Source organism: Azospira sp. I09 (assembly GCF_009177135.1).
Taxonomy (GTDB): domain Bacteria; phylum Pseudomonadota; class Gammaproteobacteria; order Burkholderiales; family Rhodocyclaceae; genus Azospira; species Azospira oryzae.
Genome location: NZ_AP021844.1, coordinates 3,523,137 through 3,538,555 on the forward strand (window position 1 = coordinate 3,523,137; position 15,419 = coordinate 3,538,555).

The window sequence follows — 15,419 nt, forward strand, 5'->3', positions numbered from 1 at the left end:
CTTAGTGCCGCATGCTGCGTACCGAAATGCCGACATCACTAGAATTAAGAGATTTTCAGCAACGTGGAACACGGGAGGCAATCGAGTGTGCCAAGTGCAGTGGGCTCCACTTTGACTTGTCGCCTGCATCGATTGCGGCACTGGAAGAAACATTGGCAGTGCTTCACGAAGGAGTAAATGAGAATCCAGGCATTGAAGGTATGGAAGGCTGTGCGATGTTTTATGGTGCTTACTTAGCCTCCGTCTTTGAAAAGGCCTATGGAGTCGGTACGTGGGAAAGGGATCATCCCGAGATTGAATTACACCTTCCCGTTCTACATCCGAGGACTTACGCTATTCCCGATTGAGTGGTGCAGAAAGCGAATATTTAATGGTGCGGCCGACAGTGTTCTCTTCAAGTTTCAGGCTGTCCAAGCCGAAATTGAGCAGCAAGATGGCTAACTCTGCAGCCAACACGGATCGGCGCGAAAAGCCGTGCAGGCCGGTGAATTCAAATGTTAGACCCATCTAGCTTTCGATTTTTCCCGCACAAAAACTGAGCTATGGAATTCTTCCACCTGGCCGCACCCCGATCAGCATCTGAGCTTGTTGTCATGGAAAGCATGCTGATCGCACACCGGATTCCCTTCTATGTGCACAACCGCGGCTTTGGCGGTTTGTATCCGGGAATGCAGGTGTCGCTCTACAACGTCCAGCGGGTCATGGTGCCGGTGGCATATGCGGAGGCGTCCATAGAACTCTTCGGCGTATTCCGTGAGGGCCACCAGGAGAGTTTTGTCTGCGAAAAGCTGGGTGTGCGGGACCGCTTGCGAGGCGTGGCCGAAGTGTTGTTGGGCGGCTGGGCAGTGCCTTTCCGGTATCGAAAGTTCTTGCCCGCCAACGATGAATCGGATCGCCCCTGAACCTTTCGCAACAGTAAGGCGGCTGGCTTGTCCTGAACGTTCGAGGTGGCTGCCATCGGCCCTGTGCGGCGCCGAGCAACGGAGCTTGCGGCGGAACAAGGGCGAGCACTGTCTGAGGCCGTAGGCCGAGTTGCGCAGCCCCCGCCGGAAGCGAGTAGCGCAGGGAACCCCGAAGGGGCGCCAAACCGGGCGCGCCTTCTTTTGGTTACATTTTCTTGGCAAGACAAGAAAAGTAACCCGCGCGTCAGGCGCGGAATACAGCGGTCACTAAACCCATCACGTTTGAGGCAGCGACAAGGCTTCAAACAACTACCCCTGCCACACCCCAACAAAAACGGCCCTCCCAGCCACCCCATGGCCGAAAGAGCCGTCCTTGCTTCCTCTCCGGCATGGAGCCGGAGGCAATGGGTCGTTCCTACTGCTTGTTCACTTCTTCCTGCAGCGCCGTCACATAGGCCATGATGTTTTGGATTTCCTCGGGCTTGAGGGTGTTGAGCACGCCCTGGGTGGTTTCCTCGTCGTGGGGGCGGTCGCCCTTCAGGTAGAGGTCCACCTGGCGCTTCAGGTATTGGGAATACTGGCCCACCAGGCGGGGGAACATGCCCCGACCCTTGGCGGTCTTGCCGTGGCAGGCGGCGCACTGCTTCTGGTAGATGGCCTTGCCGGCCTCCACGTCGCCCGGTTCCCGGGGCACGATCATGACCTTTTCCATGGCCTGCAGGCGGGTCAGGGCGTCGTCCGTGTCCTTGAAGGTGGGGATGGCGGTGGGCAGTTCGATGCCGGCAACGTATTCAGAGACGATCTTCATGTCCTCGTGGGACAGTTCCCGCTCTTCGGTGTAGGGCACCATGGGGATGTTCACCCGGATGCGCTTCTGGAAGGCTTTCAGCTGGGATTCCATGTACTTGGCCTGCTGGCCGGCGATGCGGGGGTACTCGCCTTTCTTGCCGCCTTGGCCGAATTCGCCGTGGCAGGCGGCGCAGGGGCCGTAGATTTCCTTGCCCCGTTCGTCGGCATGGCCGGCCAGGGGCGAGAGCAGGGCGCCAAGGCCGGCGGCGAGGAGGAGGGAAGTGCGCAGGGAAGGGAGAAGCTTGGCGATCATGGGGCACCCGGAGAAATGAGCAGGGCCATTCTAGGCGCCGTCTCCGGGGCTGAAAATGATGCGGGTCAAAAGCCGGCCGCAGCAGGGCCAGCGCGGGCGGGGGAGGTCCGGCTCAGGAGCGGCGACAGGACTGGGGCACCTGGCCGAACTGGGTCAGGCGGCGCTCGCAGTCGCGCTTGCAGCCGGCACAGAGGTATTCCCGGGCCTGCAGCAGGAGCTGGTTGGCCTTGTCCAGGGCGGGGGCGGCGGAATGGCGGAGTTGAACTTGGTATTCCATGGTGCGGACCTCTTGGTGGAAGGTTGCCTGAAAACCGGGGATCAGACGCCCGCTTCCCGTTCCTCGCCGCCGCAAAAGTGCTGGCAGTGGGCCGGGCTATCGGCGGGGCGCAGGTCGAGACAGGCCGCACAGACGATGGTGCCGGGCCAGTCCTTGAGGGGAATGGCCTGGCCACAGGTGCCGCATGAGTGGGCGTGGCCGGACGTGTGGGGCTTGGTCTCCATGGGGAGCTACCCTACGCGCGCCGGCGGCGTCCGGGTTTGATCTAGATCGAAAAAAATGACTAAAGAATACGGGCTGCTTCGGCAAAGGGCAGGCGCGGTCCCCGGGGGTGGTTGCCGGCGGCGTCGCCGTAGCCCAGGTTGATGATGAAATTGCTCTGCCAGCGGCCGTCGGGGAAGAACTCGGCGTCCAGCTTGGCGGCGTCGAAGCCGGACATGGGGCCCGCGTCCAGGCCCAGCAGGCGGGCGGCGACGATGAGGTAGGCGCCCTGCAGGCTGGAATTGCGGAAGGCGGTGCTGGCGGCCATGGCCGGGTTGGCCTCGAACATGGGCTTGGCGTCGTAGGCCGGGAACTGGGTCGGCAGGTGCTCGTAGAAGGCCGTGTCCTGGGCGACGATGACGGTCACCGGCGCCGCCAGGGTCTTTTCCACATTGCCCGGGGAGAGGGACCGGGCCAGGCGGGCCTTGGCCTCGGGGCTGGTGACGAAGACGAAGCGGGCCGGCTGGGAATTCATGGCGGTGGGCCCCCACTTGGCCAGGTCGTAAAGCTGTTGCAGGGTTTCCGCGCTCACCGGACGGTCGGCAAAGCGGTTGAAGCTGCGGGCGTCGAGAAAGGCCTGGGCCAGGATTTCGGGGGCGGCGGGAGATTTCATCGTTGATTTCCTTTCATGTTTTATCGTGGCAGGAGGGCCGGCCAGGGCCCAGCCTGAATGCCGACCATCCTAGGGCCCCGGGCCAGGGCTGAAAAGCGATAAGAATTGGCGGAACCGTTCAATTTAATTGAACGATCGCCGCGTCAGCCGTACGGCGGTCCGGGCGCCCTATAATGGGGCCCTTCCGCCACGGACAGCGCCATGCACATCCTCATCGTCGAAGACGACCGGTCCATCGCCGAGAACCTCTACGAATTCCTGGAATCCCGGGGGCACCAGTGCGACTACGCCGATTCCCTGGCGGCGGCGGGGCGCCTCCTGGCCGGCGGCAGCTTCGACTGCGCCGTTTTCGACCGCAGCCTGCCCGACGGCGACGCCCTCAGCCTGGCCCGGCGTCTGCGCGCCGAGGGCAGCAGCCTGCCGGTGCTGATGCTGACGGCCCGGGATACCCTGGAGGACAAGCTGGCCGGCTTCGACGCCGGGGCCGACGACTATCTGGTCAAGCCCTTCGCCCTGCAGGAGGTGGAAGTGCGCCTGACGGCCCTGGTGCGCCGGGCGGCGCCGCGCAAGGATGCGGGCGTGTGGCGCCAGGGGCCCCTGGAATACGACGCCACCTCCCAGGAACTGCGCCTGGCCGGCCAAGCCCTGCGCCTGCCGCCCAAGGCCCTGCGCCTGGCGGCCCTGCTGCTGCAGCAGCCGAACCGGGTCTTTTCCCGGCGGGAGCTGGAGATTGCCATCTGGGGCCACGAGCAGGAGGCCAGCGACAACCTGCGCAGCGTCCTGCACACCCTGCGCCGGGCCCTGGGAGAGGGGGCCGGGGTGGAAGTGGTGAACATTCACGGACTGGGGTACAAACTTGTCGCTCGCTAATCATTCCGCCGAGGAGCTGGCCGCCGACCGCCAGGCGCCCAGCATGCGCCTGCGCATCGCCCTGTGGGTGGCGGCCCTGGCCCTGGTCATCATCCTGGCCCAGTCGGTGGCCCTGCTCCTGATGTTCGACGAGATGGAGGAGGAGTTCATCGACAACCTCCTCACCACCCAGGTGGAACACAGCATCGAGCTGTGGCATACCTCGCCCGAGACGACCTTCCCTAACCCCCCGTCCATGACCCTGTACCGGCTCGAGCCCCACTCGCCGCCGGGCAGTGTGCCCGACAACCTGGCCCGGCTGCCCATCGGCAACCACGAAATTTTTGAGGGCAATAAGGAATTTCACGTGGCGGTGCGTGAGGACGATGGCATCCGCTTCATTCTCCAGGACGACGTGGAAGAGCACGAAGAGAGGCTTGAAGCAGTGACGGCGATGATCGTCACCGGCGCCCTGATCATCGGCGGCGTGGTGCTGGCAATGGTCTATGCCCTCTCCGGCCGCTTCACCCGGCGCCTGGAGTGGCTGGCCCGGCGGGTCCGGGGCGAGGTGCCGGAGGCGGGCAGCTACGCCCAGGCCGGCATGGAGCGGGAAGTGCTGGCCGTGGCCCAGGCCCTGGACGCCCTGGAGGCCCGCCAGGCGGAACTGCTGCAGCGGGAGCGGGAATTCACCGCCAACCTTTCCCACGAGCTGCGCACTCCCCTCACCGCCATCCGCACCGATGCGGAAATGCTCAGCGCCGCCGGCGGCCTGCCGGAGGCGGCTTATCGTCGTTCTCTGCGCATAGTGGACAATGCGGACCGTATCACCCGTCTGGCCGAGAGCCTGCTTATGCTGGCCCGGGAGACTCGACCCCAGTTGCTGGAAAATTTGTCCCTGCCCCAGGAGATTCAGTCCCAATGGGAATCTTTGAGCACGCAGTACGCCAAGTCGGTACAGCTGACCCTTGAGGTGCCGGATCCGGCCCTGGTGCGGGCCGACCCGGCTCTGCTGCAGCTGGTGCTGCGCAATCTGCTGGAAAATGCCCTGCGCCACACCGAGTCGGGCACCATCACCTGCCGCCTGCGGGGCAGCGTGCTGGAAGTGGCGGACCAGGGGCCGGGCTTTGCCCCGGACGATCTGCCCCGGGTCTTCGACCGCTTCTACCGCTGCGGCCCCGGTGCCGGCCATGGCCTCGGCCTGGCCCTGGTGGCCCACGTCTGCCGCGCCTGCGGTTGGGTGCCGGCCGCCGCCAACGGCCCCGACGGCGGCGCCGTCCTCAGCGTGGATCTGGGGGCATCCCTGCAGGGCCCGTCACCGGCTGCCGCCGCCTGAGTCCTCCTGCCGGCCCCAGCGGGCGGCGGCGCCCCAGCCCCTCAGGCTAGGGACCGTGCCGGACCTTTCCTCACACTTTCCTCACACTTCCCTCACCAGTCCCTCACGGGGCGGCGCCTAAAGTTGCGGCCAATTTCCCTCATCAGGTTGCCGCTCCATGGCCGTATTCGCTCCTGCCCCCGCTCTGGTGGCCAATCCTTCCGGACTGATCCTGGCCGGACTGACTCTGGTCAACCTGCTCCTGGCCTTCGCCTTCTGGCTCTACCAGGGCTCGCGCCAGGGCCTGAGCCGCTGGCGGCACTGGCAGCCGGCGGTGGGCGGCACCACCCTGGCTCTGGTGGGCAGCGTCTATTTCGCCCTGGCGGGCAACCGCCTCTTCTGGCAAGCTGCCATGGCCGGCCGGGACGGCGGCCAGTGGTCCACCTGGGGCTTTGCCGCCGCCCTCTTCGTCTTCCTCAGTGCCATCCATTTCGTCCTGCTGGCGCCCCTGATGGGCCGCCGCACCGCCAAGCCGGTGCTGGCCCTGCTGGTGGTGGTGGTGGGCTGCGCCAGCTTCTACATGGAGAAGTACGGCATCTACCTCGATCCCTCCATGCTGCGCAACGTGCTCAAGACCGACGTCAAGGAAGCGGGGGAATTGTTTACCTGGTCCCTCCTGCCCCACCTGGCCCTGGTGGTGGGGCTGCCCCTGCTGCTGCTGTCCCGGATGCGTCTGCCGGAGGCCGGTCTCGGCGGCCGTATCCTAGCCATCCGCGCCGGTTCCCTGCTGCTGGCCCTGGTCCTGGGCGGCGGGGCGGTGTTCCTGGAGTACCAGGACTTCGCCTCCCTGATGCGCAACCACAAGGAAATCCGCTACCTCATCACCCCGGCCAACTTGGTCTATTCCCTGTCCCGGGTGGCCAAGGCCGAGGCGGCCCAGGGGCCGCGCCAGCCCATCGGCACCGATGCCGCCCTGGCGGCAGCCTGGAAGGGCCGCAGCAAGCCGGCCCTGTTCGTCATCGTCGTCGGCGAGACGGCCCGCGCCGCCAACTGGGGGCTCAACGGCTACAAGCGGCAGACCACGCCGGAACTGGCCCGGCTCGACGTCATCAATTTCCCCCAGGTCAGCAGCTGCGGCACCAACACCGAAGTCTCCGTGCCCTGCATCTTCGCCCCCGTGGGGCGCCGGGATTACGACGAGGAGAAGATCCGCGGCAGCGAATCCCTGCTGCACGTGCTGGACCGGGCCGGCTTCAAGGTGCTGTGGCGGGACAACCAGTCCGGCTGCAAGGGCGTCTGCGAAGGCCTGCCCAACGACAGCCTGACCAATGCCGCCATCCCCGGCCTGTGCGACGGCGAGCGCTGCCTCGATGAAGTGTTGCTGCACAACCTGGACAAGGTGCTGGCCGACGACAAGGGCAACCGGGTGCTGGTGCTGCACCAGCTGGGCAACCACGGCCCGGCCTACCACAAGCGCTATCCGGAGGCCTACCGCCGCTACGCGCCGACCTGCGATTCCAGCGACCTGCGCCAGTGCAGCCGGGAGCAGATCGTCAATTCCTACGACAACGCCCTGCTATACACCGACCACATGCTGGCCAAGACCATCGACTTCCTCAAGTCCCAGGACAAGGATTACGACACGGGCCTGATGTACTTCTCCGACCACGGCGAGTCCCTGGGCGAGAACAATCTGTTCCTGCACGGCATGCCCTACAGCATCGCGCCCCAGGAACAGACCCGGGTGCCCATGGTGATGTGGCTTTCCCGTAACTTTGCCCAGGACTTCAAGGTCAATGTCTCCTGCCTCAAGGCCCGGGCGGCCCAGCCGGCCAGCCACGACAACATCTTCCATTCCGTGCTCGGCCTGCTCGACGTCAGCACCAGCATTTACGACGCCAAGCTGGACCTGGCCGCCGGCTGCCGGAGCTGACCATGGACAACGCCACCTCCTTGCCCCTGCCCGTGGCTGGCGTGCTGGAACGCCACGCCGGTCGCCGCTGGCTGCTGACCCAGGCCCTGCTGCTGGCCCTGCTGGCGGTACTGCTGCTGGCAGTATTCGAGAACACGGACCTGGACCTGGCCCTGAGTCAGCGGCTCTACGACCCGGCCCTGGGAGATTTCCCCATGCACCACCACTGGCTGTTCGAGCGGGTGCTGCACCACGGCATGAAGTATGCTTCCTACGCTCTGGTGTGCATCGCCCTGGTGCCCTGCTGGCTCGGCTGGAAGGGCGAGCTGGACTGGCTGCCCCGGCGCAATGCGCTGCTGGCGGCCCTGGGCATGGTGTTGATCCCCATCGGCGTTTCCCTGCTGAAGAGCCTGACCAACCGCCACTGTCCCTGGGACGTGCTGGAATTTGGCGGTTACGCGCCCTACCTGGGCCTGCTGGTGCCGGGGCCGACGGACATCAAGGCTGGCGCCTGTTTCCCGGCCGGCCATGCGGCGGCCGGCTTTCTCTGGCTGGTGTGGGGCGTGGCCCTGCGTCCGGCAGGCCGCACCTGGTCTCGTCTGGCCCTGGCCCTGGGGCTGGTCTTTGGCGCCGGCCTCGGCGTGGTGCGCCTGTTCCAGGGGGCCCACTTCCTTTCCCACGTGCTGTGGTCGGCCTGGTTCGCCTGGGCCCTCAGCCTGGCCCTGGCCGCCCTGCTGGGAGCCGACCTGAGGCTGCGTCCGGGCCGGGGTGGCCAGGAGCGGGTGGCCTGAGGGGCAGCAAGGACGCCGGTTTCGGGCCTGGCATCGCCAGGCGGCAATATCCATGCGCCTTCCCGGCCATGGTCCCCCGAAAAGCACAAAGGGCCGGAAACGGCCCTTTGTCGTTGTGGCGGCAGCCGCCGGCGCTGGTCAGGGCCTCACGGCCACAGCACCAGGGCCCAGACGGCGGCGGCGGTGGCCAGGGCGATGAGAACGGCGGCGCTGCCCAGGTCCTTGGCCCGTTTGGAGAGATCGTGGCGTTCCGGCGAGACCCGGTCCACCACTGCTTCCACGGCGGAGTTGATCAGTTCCACCAGCAGCACCATGAGGATGCTGGCCACCAGGGCCGCCTTTTCGAGGCCGCTCTTGCCCAGCCACAGGCCCAGAGGAATGGCCACCAGGGCCAGCAGCACTTCCTCGCGGAAGGCCGCCTCGTGCTGCCAGGCCGCCTTGAAGCCGTCCCGGGAATAGCCCATGGCGTTCCACAGCCGCTCCAGGCCGGTCTTGCCCTTGAAAGGAGAGGTGCTCACGGCCTTCTCCTCAGCGGCTCAGGAGGGGCTTGAGGAAGCGGCCGGTGTGGCTCTCGCCCACCTTGACCACGGCTTCCGGCGCCCCGGCGGCGATGATGCGACCGCCGCCGCCGCCGCCCTCGGGACCCAGGTCCACCAGCCAGTCGGCGGTCTTGATCACATCCAGGTTGTGCTCGATGACCACCACGGTGTTGCCGTGGTCGGCCAGGCGATGCAGCACCTTGAGCAGCATCTCGATGTCGGCGAAGTGCAGGCCCGTGGTGGGTTCGTCCAGGATGTAGAGGGTGCGGCCGGTGTCCCGCTTGGACAGTTCCAGGGCCAGCTTGACGCGCTGGGCCTCGCCGCCGGAGAGGGTGGTGGCGCTCTGGCCCAGGGTGATGTAGGAGAGGCCCACATCCACCAGGGTCTGCAGCTTGCGGGCCACCACCGGCACCGGGTCGAAGAATTCCCGGGCCTGCTCCACGGTCATCTGCAGCACGTCGTAGATGGACTTGCCCTTGTAGTGCACTTCCAGGGTTTCCCGGTTGTAGCGCTTGCCGTGGCAGACGTCGCAGGGCACGTAGATGTCCGGCAGGAAGTGCATTTCCACCTTGATCACGCCGTCGCCCTGGCAGGCCTCGCAGCGGCCGCCCTTGACGTTGAAGGAGAAGCGGCCCGGGCCGTAGCCCCGGGAGCGGGCTTCCGGCACCCCGGCGAACAGCTCCCGGATGGGGGTGAGCAGGCCCGTGTAGGTGGCCGGATTGGAACGGGGGGTACGGCCGATGGGGCTCTGGTCCACATTGATCACCTTGTCGAAGTGATCCAGGCCGATGATTTCCTCGTGCTCCGCCGGTTCCGCCGTGGAGCCGTAGAGGTGCTTGGCGGCGGCGGTGTACAGGGTATCGTTGATGAGGGTGGACTTGCCCGAGCCAGAAACGCCGGTGATGCAGGTCATGAGGCCCACCGGCAGTTCCAGGGAAACGTCCTTCAGGTTGTTGCCCTTGGCGCCGATGACCTGGAGCTTCTTCTCCGGGTCGGCCTGGCGGCGCTTCTTCGGCACCTCGATTTTCTTGCGCCCGGAGAGGTAGTCGCCGGTCATGGAGGCCGGGTTGTCGGTGACCTGCTGGGGCGTGCCCTCGGCGACGATGGCGCCGCCGTGTACCCCGGCGCCGGGGCCGATGTCCACCACGTAGTCGGCGGTGCGGATGGCGTCCTCGTCGTGCTCCACCACGATCACCGTGTTGCCGATGTCCCGCAGCTGGCGCAGGGTCTGCAGCAGACGGTCGTTGTCGCGCTGGTGCAGGCCGATGGAAGGCTCGTCCAGCACATACATGACGCCGGTGAGGCCGGAGCCGATCTGGCTGGCCAGGCGGATGCGCTGGGCTTCGCCGCCGGAAAGGGTCTCGGCGGAGCGGTCCAGGGAAAGGTAGTCCAGGCCCACGTTGATGAGGAACTGCAGGCGGGAGGTGATTTCCTTGAGGATCTTCTCCGCCACCTGGGCCTTGTGGCCGGTGAGCTGGATGGTCTCGAAGTAGTCCCGGGCCTCGGCCAGGGGCAGATGGCTGATCTCGTGCAGGGTCTTGCTGCCGACCTTGACGTGGCGCGCCTCCTGGCGCAGGCGGGTGCCTTCGCAGGTGGGGCAGGTGGTGTTGCTGATGTACTTGGCCAGTTCCTCGCGCACCGCCAGGGAATCGGTCTCCTTGTAGCGCCGCTCCAGGTTGGGAATGATGCCCTCGAAGGCATGTTCCTTGAGCACCAGCTTGCCCCGCTCGTTCATGTACTGGAAGGGCACCAGGTCCTTGTCGCTGCCGTAGAGCAGCACCTGCTTCACTTCGTCGGTCAGCTCGCTGAAGGGCGTGTCCACGCTGAAGCCGTAGTACTCGGCGAGGGAGCCGATCATCTGGAAGTAGAACTGGTTGCGCTTGTCCCAGCCCCGGATGGCGCCGGCCGCCAGGGACAGGTCGGGATGGGCCACCACCCGCTTCGGGTCGAAGAACTGGATCACCCCCAGGCCGTCGCACTTGGGACAGGCCCCCATGGGGTTGTTGAAGGAGAACAGGCGCGGCTCCAGCTCCTGCAGGGCATAGGAGCAGATGGGGCAGGCGAACTTGGCGGAGAAGAGGTGCTCCTGGTTGCTCTCCATCTCCAGGGCGATGGCCCGGCCGTCGGCGTGGCGCAGGGCGGTCTCGAAGGACTCGGCCAGGCGCTGGCGCATGTCTTCCCGCACCTTGAGGCGGTCCACCACCACGTCGATGTTGTGCTTCTGGCTCTTGGCCAGCTTGGGCAGGTTGTCGATCTCGTAGATGGTGCCGTCCACCCGCAGGCGGACGAAGCCCTGGGCCCGCAGCTCGGTGAACAGGTCCAGCTGCTCGCCCTTGCGGTTGGCCACCACCGGCGCCAGGATCATCAGCTTGGTCTCTTCCGGCAGGGCCAGCACGTGGTCCACCATCTGGGACACGGTCTGGGCCTCCAGGGGCTCTCCGTGTTCCGGGCAATAGGGGGTGCCGGCGCGGGCGTAGAGCAGACGCAGGTAATCGTGGATTTCGGTGACCGTGCCCACGGTGGAACGGGGGTTGTGGCTGGTGGCCTTCTGCTCGATGGAAATGGCCGGGGACAGGCCCTCGATCAGGTCCACATCCGGCTTTTCCATCAGCTGCAGGAACTGGCGGGCGTAGGCCGAGAGGGATTCCACATAGCGGCGCTGGCCCTCGGCGTAGAGGGTGTCGAAGGCGAGGGAGGACTTGCCTGAGCCGGAAAGTCCGGTGATCACGATCAGCTTGTCGCGGGGCAGGTCCAGACTGATGTTTTTCAGGTTATGGGTCCGTGCGCCGCGGATTTTTATTTCGTCCATGGGGTGTTCTGAGCTCGGTTGGGGCCAACCGGTAACTATACCCGGTGTCAGGCGGCCAGGGGAAAGGGAGTTGCAGCGGGAATTGCTGTGGCGGCCGCCGCGGCGGCGGAGAACCGGGGCAGGGCGTCGCTTTGCCTGGCGGGCCGGCTGGCGGTGTTGTATTGCCCTGCGGTCTCGGATAAACTTCGCGGCCCCGGATGTGCAATCCGGATGGTTTTTTGCCGGTGTAGCTCAGTTGGTAGAGCAGCGCATTCGTAATGCGAAGGTCGTAGGTTCGACTCCTATCTCCGGCACCAATTCCAGGAAAAAGGGCAGCTCTCCGGAGCTGCCCTTTTTTTTGTTTCCGTCTGCCCTGGCGACTCGGGGCGGGTCGGCATTTCCATACGCTACCGTCTGGAAATGCTATAGAATCCGTCGGTCATTATTTTGAGGACGAGGAGAACACAATATGGAACTCAAAGAGAGCGTATTCGTTGTTACCGGCGGTGGTTCCGGCCTGGGTGCCGCGACGGCCCGCATGATCGTGGCCGGCGGCGGCAAGGTGGTCCTGGCCGACGTGAACAAGGCAGCCGGCGAGGCCCTGGCGGCGGAACTGGGCGCCAATGCCCGCTTCGCCGAAACCGACGTGACCAATGAAGCCAGCGCCAAGGCGGCCGTCGAACTGGCCGTCTCCACCTTCGGCAAGCTCAATGGCCTGGTGAACTGCGCCGGCGTGGCGCCGGCGGAGAAGGTGCTGGGCAAGGAAGGTCCCCATCGCCTGGAGAGCTTTGCCAAGGTCATCAACATCAACCTGGTGGGCTCCTTCAACATGATCCGCCTGGCCACCGAAGTCATGGCCAAGGGCGAACCCAATGCTCAGGGCGAGCGCGGCGTCATCGTCAGTACCGCCTCCGTGGCCGCCTTCGACGGCCAGCTGGGCCAGGCTGCCTATGCCGCCTCCAAGGGCGGCGTCGTGGCCATGACCCTGCCCATCGCCCGGGAACTGGCCCGCAGCGGCATCCGCGTCATGACCATCGCCCCGGGCATCATGGAAACCCCCATGCTCATGGGCATGCCCCAGGAAGTGCAGGACTCCCTGGGCAAGATGGTGCCGTTCCCCTCCCGCATGGGCAAACCGGCCGAATACGCTGCCCTGGTGCGCCACATCGTGGAGAACTCCTACCTCAATGGCGAAGTGATCCGTCTGGACGGCGCCATTCGCATGGCGGCGAAATAACTTATACTGCGGGCCTGTCAGTCCCACCCAAAGGCGCGGGCAATGCTCGCGCCTTTCTTATTTGCGAGCCATGAGCAAAGGCGCCTGTTACCACTGTGGTCAGCCCGTTCCGGATGACGTCGATCTGACGGTCCGGGTCTCCGAATCTCCCCGTGCCATGTGTTGTATCGGTTGCCAGGCGGTGGCCCAGGCCATCGTGGACAACGGCCTGGACGACTACTACCGCAACCGGGATGCCCTGCCCGAATCGAAGCGGGAAGCCCTGCCCGAGGTGCTGGACAACCTGCGCCTCTTTGACCACGCCGATTTCCAGAAAAGTTTCGTGCGCGCCCTGGGCGAGAACGAGCGGGAAGCCTCCCTGATCCTGGAAGGCATTACCTGCGCCGCCTGCATCTGGCTCAACGAACAGCACATCTCCCATCTGCCCGGGGTTGCCGGGGTGGATATCAACTACACCACGCGCCGCGCCCGGGTGCGCTGGGACGAGAGCAAGATCAAGCTTTCCGACATCCTGGCGGCCATCTCGGCCATCGGCTACCGGGCCTACCCCTATGATCCGGCCCGGACCGAGGAGCTGGCCCGCAAGGAACGCCGGGACGCCCTGTGGCGCGTCTGGGTGGCCGGTTTCGGCATGATGCAGGTGATGATGTACGCCATCCCCGTCTATATGGCGGAAGGGGACATGACGGCGGATATCGAATCCCTGATGCGCTGGGCCAGCCTGCTGCTGACCCTGCCGGTGGTCTTCTATTCGGCAGCCCCCTTCTTCCGCAATGCCTGGCGCGACCTCAAGTTCCGCCGGGTCGGCATGGACGTGCCGGTGGCCCTGGGCGTCGGTTCGGCCTTCGCCGCCAGCATCTGGGCCACTTTCGTTGCCGACGGCGAGGTCTATTTCGACTCGGTGACCATGTTCGTGTTTTTCCTGCTGGGCGGGCGCTTCCTGGAAATGAATGCGCGCCAGCGTGCCGTCGGCGTCACCGAAGCCCTGGCCAAGCTGCTGCCGGCTTTTGCCGAGCGCCTCGTCGCCTATCCCCAGGACCGCACGCCGGGCAAGGTGGTGGTGGCCGACCTGCAGGCGGGGGATGTCGTCCTGGTGCGTCCCGGCGGCACCATTCCCTCCGACGGGCGGGTGCTGGAAGGGACGAGTTCGGTCAATGAATCGCTCCTCACCGGCGAGAGCCTGCCGGTGTCCAAGCGGGTCGGAGATACAGTCACCGGCGGCGCCATCAATGTGGAAAGCCCCCTGGTGGTACGGGTCGAACAGGTAGGGGAGGGCACCCGGCTCTCCGCCATCGTGCGCCTCATGGAACGGGCGGCCATGGAAAAACCGCGGATCGTCGAGATGGCTGATCGCATCGCCAGCCGTTTTGTCGCCGCCCTGCTGCTGGTGGCGGCGGCCGTCGCCCTGGCCTGGTGGTTCATCGATCCGGCCCGGGCCCTGTGGATCACCGTTTCCGTGCTGGTGGTGACCTGCCCCTGCGCCCTGTCCCTGGCCACCCCGATCGCCCTAACGGTGGCCAGCGGTGTGCTGGCCCGGGAAGGGCTGCTGGTGACCCGGGGTCACGCCATCGAAACCCTGGCCCGCTCCACCCATGTCGTCTTCGACAAGACCGGTACCCTGACCTCGGGCCGCATGCGCCTGCTGGAGGTCCTGCCGCTCGGGACTGTCGGCGCCGAGGACGGTTTGCGGCTGGCGGGGGCGCTGGAAGGGGCTTCCGAGCATCCCATCGCCCAGGTATTCCGCAGCGAGGCGGCGCAGCTGGCCGCCTGGCCCCATGGTACCGAAGTCGTCACCAGTATTCCGGGGAGCGGCATTTCCGGGGTGCTGGGTGGTGTCGAATACCGTATCGGCCGTCCCGACTTCGTCGCCGAGCTGGTGGGGGCTGCCCTGCCTGACTCTGCCCGGGGCTTTGCCGCCCGGGGCGATACGGTGATTGCCCTGGGGGCGGCGAGCGGCTGGATTGCCCTGTTCGCCCTGGGGGACGAGATCCGGGCCGAGGCGCCGGCCCTGGTGGCCGATCTGCTGGCCTCGGGGCGCCAGGTGGTGCTGCTTTCCGGCGATGCCCCGGAGGCGGCGGCCCGGGTGGCCGCCCTGCTCGGCATCCAGGACGTCCATGGTGGTGTCTCGCCCCAAGGCAAGCACGATTTTGTCTCCCGCCTGCAGGAGACCGGCGCCGTGGTGGCCATGGTGGGGGATGGGGTTAACGACGCCCCGGTCCTGGCCCAGGCCCAGGTGTCCGTGGCCATGGGCGGCGGCGCCCAGCTGGCGCGGACCCAGGCCGACCTGATCCTGCTGTCGGAGAACCTGGATCATCTGCGGCGCGGCATTGCCCTTTCCGGCAAGGCGCTACGCATCATCCGGCAGAACCTGGTATGGTCCTTTGCCTATAATTTCATCGCCCTGCCCCTGGCCATGTTCGGTTTCATCACGCCCTGGATGGCCGGCATCGGCATGTCCGGCAGTTCCCTGCTGGTGGTGCTCAATTCCCTGCGGCTGCAACGCCCCCTTTAGCGGAGTTTCGTCCATGGAAAGCCTGTATCTGCTGATTCCTCTCTCGGTCGTTCTGGTCTTCGCCATTGGCGTCGCCTTCTGGTGGTCGGTGCGCAACGGCCAGTTCGACGATCTGGAGGGCCCTGCCTACCGCATCCTGATGGACGACGAACTGCCCGGGAAGCGGGACGGGGCGGCGACTGCCAAGGGGGCGGAGGAGGGCGCAGGGGAGAAATAACCCTGGTTTGATCTGGGTCAACAATCCCAAACGGGGCATCAGAGAGAATCCTTCTCGTTTTGGAAGTCCCTCATTTTGTTGGGGGCTTCGCCAAGTTTGTTTCTCTG

15 protein-coding genes and 1 tRNA gene are annotated in these 15,419 nt (G+C 65.8%); 10 read left to right on the forward strand and 6 right to left on the reverse strand.

The window, feature by feature from the left end:
• Positions 1–11: 11 nt before the first annotated feature.
• Positions 12–347, forward strand: coding sequence for a hypothetical protein (locus AZSP09_RS16505; protein WP_152090665.1), 336 nt, complete (start codon positions 12–14; stop codon positions 345–347).
• 246 nt (positions 348–593) lie between these two features.
• Complete coding sequence (locus AZSP09_RS16510) at positions 594–902, forward strand: hypothetical protein (protein ID WP_152090666.1); 309 nt, start codon at positions 594–596, stop codon at positions 900–902.
• 415 nt (positions 903–1,317) lie between these two features.
• Here the strand turns inward: AZSP09_RS16510 and AZSP09_RS16515 are convergent, their stop codons facing one another.
• From AZSP09_RS16515 to AZSP09_RS16525, 4 genes are all read right to left on the reverse strand, one after another.
• The gene (locus AZSP09_RS16515) at positions 1,318–2,004 is read right to left on the reverse strand and encodes a c-type cytochrome (protein ID WP_014236700.1); all 687 of its coding nucleotides are present in this window, start codon (positions 2,002–2,004) and stop codon (positions 1,318–1,320) included.
• Positions 2,005–2,116: 112 nt separating this feature from the next.
• On the reverse strand, positions 2,117–2,281 hold the full coding sequence (locus tag AZSP09_RS20010; RefSeq protein ID WP_014236701.1) for a hypothetical protein: 165 nt from the start codon (positions 2,279–2,281) through the stop codon (positions 2,117–2,119).
• A 41-nt stretch (positions 2,282–2,322) separates the two neighbouring features.
• On the reverse strand, positions 2,323–2,505 hold the full coding sequence (locus AZSP09_RS16520) for a hypothetical protein (RefSeq protein WP_130460040.1): 183 nt from the start codon (positions 2,503–2,505) through the stop codon (positions 2,323–2,325).
• A 59-nt stretch (positions 2,506–2,564) separates the two neighbouring features.
• Complete coding sequence (locus AZSP09_RS16525; RefSeq protein ID WP_014236703.1) at positions 2,565–3,155, reverse strand: malonic semialdehyde reductase; 591 nt, start codon at positions 3,153–3,155, stop codon at positions 2,565–2,567.
• 201 nt (positions 3,156–3,356) lie between these two features.
• Here AZSP09_RS16525 and AZSP09_RS16530 point away from each other — a divergent pair, with 201 nt between their 5' ends.
• The 4 genes from AZSP09_RS16530 to AZSP09_RS16545 all read left to right on the forward strand — a co-directional run bounded on the left by AZSP09_RS16530 (position 3,357) and on the right by AZSP09_RS16545 (position 8,019).
• Positions 3,357–4,025 (forward strand): response regulator transcription factor, encoded by a 669-nt coding sequence (locus AZSP09_RS16530; protein WP_014236704.1) that lies wholly within the window; start codon positions 3,357–3,359, stop codon positions 4,023–4,025.
• Complete coding sequence (locus tag AZSP09_RS20665; RefSeq protein WP_269473818.1) at positions 4,012–5,337, forward strand: sensor histidine kinase; 1,326 nt, start codon at positions 4,012–4,014, stop codon at positions 5,335–5,337. The genes AZSP09_RS16530 and AZSP09_RS20665 overlap by 14 nt, the downstream gene beginning before the upstream one ends.
• A gap of 157 nt (positions 5,338–5,494) precedes the next feature.
• Positions 5,495–7,249, forward strand: a complete 1,755-nt coding sequence (locus tag AZSP09_RS16540) for a phosphoethanolamine transferase (protein WP_152090667.1) — start codon at positions 5,495–5,497, stop codon at positions 7,247–7,249.
• Between the two features lie 2 nt (positions 7,250–7,251).
• Entirely contained in the window at positions 7,252–8,019 is a 768-nt protein-coding gene (locus AZSP09_RS16545; protein ID WP_014236707.1) for a phosphatase PAP2 family protein, read from the forward strand.
• Positions 8,020–8,165: 146 nt separating this feature from the next.
• Here the strand turns inward: AZSP09_RS16545 and AZSP09_RS16550 are convergent, their stop codons facing one another.
• Both AZSP09_RS16550 and uvrA read right to left on the reverse strand, forming a co-directional pair.
• Positions 8,166–8,483, reverse strand: coding sequence for a diacylglycerol kinase (locus AZSP09_RS16550; protein ID WP_050804357.1), 318 nt, complete (start codon positions 8,481–8,483; stop codon positions 8,166–8,168).
• A 64-nt stretch (positions 8,484–8,547) separates the two neighbouring features.
• Positions 8,548–11,367, reverse strand: a complete 2,820-nt coding sequence (gene uvrA / locus AZSP09_RS16555; protein WP_014236709.1) for an excinuclease ABC subunit UvrA — start codon at positions 11,365–11,367, stop codon at positions 8,548–8,550.
• A gap of 220 nt (positions 11,368–11,587) precedes the next feature.
• On the opposite strand from uvrA, the gene AZSP09_RS16560 reads away from it, so the two are divergent.
• The 4 genes from AZSP09_RS16560 to ccoS all read left to right on the forward strand — a co-directional run bounded on the left by AZSP09_RS16560 (position 11,588) and on the right by ccoS (position 15,312).
• Positions 11,588–11,663 (forward strand) — tRNA-Thr (locus tag AZSP09_RS16560).
• Between the two features lie 152 nt (positions 11,664–11,815).
• A complete protein-coding gene (locus tag AZSP09_RS16565) occupies positions 11,816–12,583 on the forward strand; it encodes a 3-hydroxyacyl-CoA dehydrogenase (protein ID WP_014236710.1) in 768 nt (255 codons plus the stop codon).
• A gap of 70 nt (positions 12,584–12,653) precedes the next feature.
• Positions 12,654–15,095: a heavy metal translocating P-type ATPase gene (locus tag AZSP09_RS16570; RefSeq protein WP_152090668.1), complete on the forward strand. Its 2,442-nt coding sequence runs from the start codon at positions 12,654–12,656 to the stop codon at positions 15,093–15,095.
• Positions 15,096–15,108: 13 nt separating this feature from the next.
• The gene (gene ccoS, locus AZSP09_RS16575) at positions 15,109–15,312 is read left to right on the forward strand and encodes a cbb3-type cytochrome oxidase assembly protein CcoS (RefSeq protein WP_014236712.1); all 204 of its coding nucleotides are present in this window, start codon (positions 15,109–15,111) and stop codon (positions 15,310–15,312) included.
• The last annotated feature ends 107 nt before the right edge of the window (positions 15,313–15,419 follow it).

Excerpts from the sequence above, each read along its gene's own strand:
- AZSP09_RS16525 (WP_014236703.1), bottom strand. The coding sequence starts at position 3,155 with ATGAAATCTCCCGCCGCCCCCGAAATCCTGGCCCAGGCCTTTCTCGAC.
- AZSP09_RS16540 (WP_152090667.1), top strand. The coding sequence starts at position 5,495 with ATGGCCGTATTCGCTCCTGCCCCCGCTCTGGTGGCCAATCCTTCCGGA.
- AZSP09_RS16530 (WP_014236704.1), top strand. The coding sequence starts at position 3,357 with ATGCACATCCTCATCGTCGAAGACGACCGGTCCATCGCCGAGAACCTC.
- AZSP09_RS16570 (WP_152090668.1), top strand. The coding sequence starts at position 12,654 with ATGAGCAAAGGCGCCTGTTACCACTGTGGTCAGCCCGTTCCGGATGAC.
- AZSP09_RS16505 (WP_152090665.1), top strand. The coding sequence starts at position 12 with ATGCTGCGTACCGAAATGCCGACATCACTAGAATTAAGAGATTTTCAG.
- AZSP09_RS16565 (WP_014236710.1), top strand. The coding sequence starts at position 11,816 with ATGGAACTCAAAGAGAGCGTATTCGTTGTTACCGGCGGTGGTTCCGGC.
- AZSP09_RS16510 (WP_152090666.1), top strand. The coding sequence starts at position 594 with ATGGAAAGCATGCTGATCGCACACCGGATTCCCTTCTATGTGCACAAC.
- ccoS (WP_014236712.1), top strand. The coding sequence starts at position 15,109 with ATGGAAAGCCTGTATCTGCTGATTCCTCTCTCGGTCGTTCTGGTCTTC.
- AZSP09_RS20010 (WP_014236701.1), bottom strand. The coding sequence starts at position 2,281 with ATGGAATACCAAGTTCAACTCCGCCATTCCGCCGCCCCCGCCCTGGAC.
- AZSP09_RS16545 (WP_014236707.1), top strand. The coding sequence starts at position 7,252 with ATGGACAACGCCACCTCCTTGCCCCTGCCCGTGGCTGGCGTGCTGGAA.
- AZSP09_RS16520 (WP_130460040.1), bottom strand. The coding sequence starts at position 2,505 with ATGGAGACCAAGCCCCACACGTCCGGCCACGCCCACTCATGCGGCACC.
- AZSP09_RS16515 (WP_014236700.1), bottom strand. The coding sequence starts at position 2,004 with ATGATCGCCAAGCTTCTCCCTTCCCTGCGCACTTCCCTCCTCCTCGCC.
- uvrA (WP_014236709.1), bottom strand. The coding sequence starts at position 11,367 with ATGGACGAAATAAAAATCCGCGGCGCACGGACCCATAACCTGAAAAAC.
- AZSP09_RS16550 (WP_050804357.1), bottom strand. The coding sequence starts at position 8,483 with ATGGGCTATTCCCGGGACGGCTTCAAGGCGGCCTGGCAGCACGAGGCG.